The organism is Moorena sp. SIO3I6 (assembly GCF_010672095.1).
The window spans coordinates 1-3,894 of record NZ_JAAHHU010000395.1 but is presented as its reverse complement, the minus strand read 5'-3'; the positions used below and the strand labels follow the sequence as shown (position 1 = coordinate 3,894).

The window sequence follows — 3,894 nt, the reverse complement described above, 5'->3', positions numbered from 1 at the left end:
TAACTTATCCAGACGTGATCCTATGGGATTGGCCGAAGGTCACGCTACGGGATTGGACCGGATGGTTTGGCCGGGGGGAAAACCCCCCAGCAATTTAACGTGTTAACGGAGCCTCAAGTACTTGGTCATAATTGTTATGAATTCTCCGGGAACATCCGTCGGCTGCAGAGGACTCCACTCGGATATTTGGGCGTAACCCAGTGCATACAGGGCATGCATGGTATTAGTTACTGCCTTGCGGGAGCCCCTCAAAATGTGCTGAACACGGATTTTTTTTGAGGAAGAATCATCGGGATTGTTGTCTGGATTATTAGTTGGAAATTCTGATGGCATAAGGGTAACCTTTTGCTTTTTGTTTACGTTGATACTCATAATGAGTATAAATAACATTGTCAAGGGTTTTTAGAAATTTTTTTTTGAGAGATAATGTAAAGAAATGCGATGCTCTGAAAGAGCCGCTACGCGAACGCAAGCGATCAGCTATCAGCTAGAGCAAAGGGAACAGGGAGTAGGGAGTAGGGAGTAGGGAACAAAGTTCTCTAAATTCCTACACGGATTGCTATATCAGCTATTAGCTATCAGCATTCAGCTATCAGTGCGTACGCTTTTGTAGGGTGGGCAAATGGACATGATTGTTGATCAAATTGTCAAACTCTCAGAATTTGCCCACCCGACCACTAATAGTGCGTACGCTTTTGTAGGGTGGGCAAATGGACATGATTGTTGATCAAATTGTCAAACTCTCAGAATTTGCCCACCCGACCACTAATAGTGTGATCGCTTTTGTAGGGTGGGCAAATGGACATGATTCTTGATCAAATTGTCAAACTCTCAGAATTTGCCCACCCTACCCCACTGAGTTATGGAAAGTTGACGGCACCTCAAGTAGCGTGAGCTTTTAGCTCACCGCTGACTGCTGAATGCTTATTTAGTGCGTACGCTTTTGTAGGGTGGGCAAATGGACATGATTCTTGATCAAATTGTCAAACTCTCAGAATTTGCCCACCCTACTACTGGTAATATTCGGTGCTTTATCGATTAAAATAGGAAAATACACTTATCCTTAATCAGATGTAAGCTAAAATGAATGAATATCAATAAAATTCGTGAGGCAATTCTTGATTATCGATTTTGGATTACCGATCATGCTGACGAAGAAGCAGAAGAAGATCAATTGTCTTTTGATGAAATTTATCATTCCGTCCTGTATGGTGAAATTCTAGAAGACTATACTAATCATCAACCTTATCCGCGCTGCCTAATCTATGGCGAAAACTTTGCAACTGAGCCAATTCATAGCGTCCGGGATTATGATCAAGAAACAAACACAGCTATTTTAGTTACTGTATATCGACCTGATCCGAAAAAGTGGATTAATGGTAAAATAAGGAGATAGTGATTAAAACCCCGAAAAAATGTCCTAATTGTCAAGGAAAATTGACCACAAAACAAGTTAAAAAAATCCTCAAAGGTGGGGGAAATACAGCCATTGTTCAAGTAGAAGCCGAAGTCTGTTTACATTGTGGTGAACGATTATATAACCCCAATGTAGTTAGACAATTTGCCCAGATTCGAACCAAACTTAAAAATCAAGAAACCAAAGACTTTGAATTAATAGGACAATCCTTTAGCGTCCGAGCGCCGCTCTTGTAGGGTGGGCAAATTAGCCATGATTTCTAATCAAACCGACAACCGCTTGAATTTTGCCCACCCTACCATTGAAAAATCCTAACTCAGTTTTGCCTAATGGCAAAACTGAGATGCACCCACCCCCTTTGGCCGACTGCCTGCCCTGTTCCCTTGCTGCATCGCTTATTCAATGTTCGGTTTAGCTTGTCCATAGCCCATAAGCACCTCAAGTAGCGTGAGCCTAGGGCGTGTTTTCAAAGTTTTCCGCAAGATTTAGATCCCCCCCAGCCCCCCGCGCGGAAGGGGGGAGCCATACTCAAAGTCCCCCTTTTTTAAGCTATGCTTTATAAACATATTTCTTTACAAAAAACTTGACAAATTTTAGGAATTATGAATAGGAAATAAATAGGGCTGGCTGCATGAAGGCAGAAGGCATACCCGACAAGGCTTTCAAGCCTTTTTTCCAAAACAAAGTGCCAGGTTTTGGCATCTTGTCGCTCAAAAACCTTGTACTTTTGTGGGAAATCCCTGGGTTTTCTTGGGGAACCTTGGGGTGAAACTCAGATTTGTCAAGCTGTGTAGCCTCTAAAGTCGCTTTGTAGACTTATTCAGCAAGCCCTAAAAGCATTTATTGACTTGACAAAGCTGAATTCAACAAGTATAAATATAGCAATTCATACCGATTAGTAAAGGCCGAGGGGGGACTGATCAGCTTTGCAATCGGTTATTAGTCTTTATTATGGTTATGTAGCCTCTTCTTACGTACTAAGATTCATCAAAAAAAGAATTATGACAAAATAGCCAAGTACGGGCAATATCATCTAATCTTCTTAAACCACGCCAAAGAGTTTTAACTCCAGGAGCGCCATCAGATTTTCGCCCCAAGAAACCTCCCAATTGTGCAATCCAACCAATAACTTCTCCTAAAGTAGGAGGACGAGTAAAGGGATATTTTTTTTCATGAATAGTAGCGTAAAGAGCTTGCCATTCATAAGGTTCTAAAACGACAGAACAATCCGTTTCAGGATGACAACGAGCTTGATACGTAAGCCAAAGTAAACGCCAAGCCACAATCGAGTAAGTTGCCAGAGCCATCTCTAAACGTCGAGCAGTTCTTAATTGAAGTTTTTCCAGACCACAACCACTTTTTAAAGTATAGTGATAACGTTCGATTAGCCAACGATAACTATACCATTTAACATAACGAATTGCCTGGGAGCAATTACTAATTGGTAAATTAGTCAGTAACAACCAACTAATTTGCTCTTCTGACAATGGTGGGTCTTCTTCTACCGCTAAAATGACTTGTAAGTTGATGGCTGCTAAGTGTTTTGGCCATGGACGGTTTTGAGGCGCTTTAATAGTTAAACTGGTAAACCTAATAGTTAATTTAGCACGACGAGCTTTCCGATTTAAATTGCGTTTTAATTCTACAATTAGTTCTCCCTGAGGCTGAACTTCTTCTAGGGCTTCTTTTAAGTGTTGATCAGAGTCCATTAAACATCTGTTTTGAGTAGCTCTAATCAAGAAAGCTGACTCCAAACTACTACAGGCAGCAAATAAATCATAAAAATCGGCTTCTCTATCGGCAATAGTCACGACTTTTTGACCAGAAGTAATTAACTCTTTTGTTGCCCTTAATCCCAATAACCATTTATTACTTTCCTTGGTAATGGTTGGTTTTTGATGACGGGTTGACGCTTTTCCTAATTCTAATATGTCTCTTGCCCATACTTGTTGGTTTATCAGTCCTAAGGGAATTCCTTCTGTGGTCACTGCTATAGTCGAGTGTACTTTCAAACCCCATGAATATTTACTATCAAGATATCCCATTCCTTGAGTAGCTGGATGATTAGTATAATTGAATTCTGTTGTATCCTGAATAGCTAAGATCCAATCCTGTTCTGTAATTCTTTTTAGAGTCGAATCGATGTGAGCTTGTCTAATCTGTTCTGGTTTTATATATGGGGAGTCCCAAAAGTCATAAGTGGCTTTGGTGGCTGCCCAAGTCCCACAGGCTTCTGGCACAGTTGCTGACGGTTTTTTAGATAGATTATCTACGATGAGGATTAATCTTTTGGTTCGTCGAACATCTCCCAATTGAGCATTTTTTAATTCGGCTGTAGCCCACCCTGACATCAGCTTGCTCCTATACATTTGCTTTCATATTCTAATATGAAGATAGGATCACCTGATATCTACCCCTATCAAAACACCCGAGGGTACCCTGAGCCTCAAAATTATCTCCTGATCAATGTCAACTAA

4 protein-coding genes are annotated in these 3,894 nt (G+C 40.8%); 2 read left to right on the top strand and 2 right to left on the bottom strand.

Going from position 1 to position 3,894, the window contains the following annotated elements; translation table 11 throughout:
* Positions 1 to 102: 102 nt before the first annotated feature.
* Positions 103 to 333 (bottom strand): hypothetical protein, encoded by a 231-nt coding sequence (locus tag F6K49_RS36710; RefSeq protein ID WP_293026170.1) that lies wholly within the window; start codon positions 331 to 333, stop codon positions 103 to 105.
* A gap of 754 nt (positions 334 to 1,087) precedes the next feature.
* On the opposite strand from F6K49_RS36710, the gene F6K49_RS36705 reads away from it, so the two are divergent.
* A complete protein-coding gene (locus F6K49_RS36705; protein WP_293026172.1) occupies positions 1,088 to 1,396 on the top strand; it encodes a DUF4258 domain-containing protein in 309 nt (102 codons plus the stop codon).
* Complete coding sequence (locus F6K49_RS36700; protein ID WP_293104809.1) at positions 1,396 to 1,653, top strand: YgiT-type zinc finger protein; 258 nt, start codon at positions 1,396 to 1,398, stop codon at positions 1,651 to 1,653. Before F6K49_RS36705 ends, F6K49_RS36700 begins: the two co-directional genes overlap by 1 nt.
* Positions 1,654 to 2,394: 741 nt before the next feature.
* Here the strand turns inward: F6K49_RS36700 and F6K49_RS36695 are convergent.
* Entirely contained in the window at positions 2,395 to 3,768 is a 1,374-nt protein-coding gene (locus F6K49_RS36695) for an IS4 family transposase (protein WP_293104806.1), read from the bottom strand.
* Between the last annotated feature and the right edge of the window lie 126 nt (positions 3,769 to 3,894).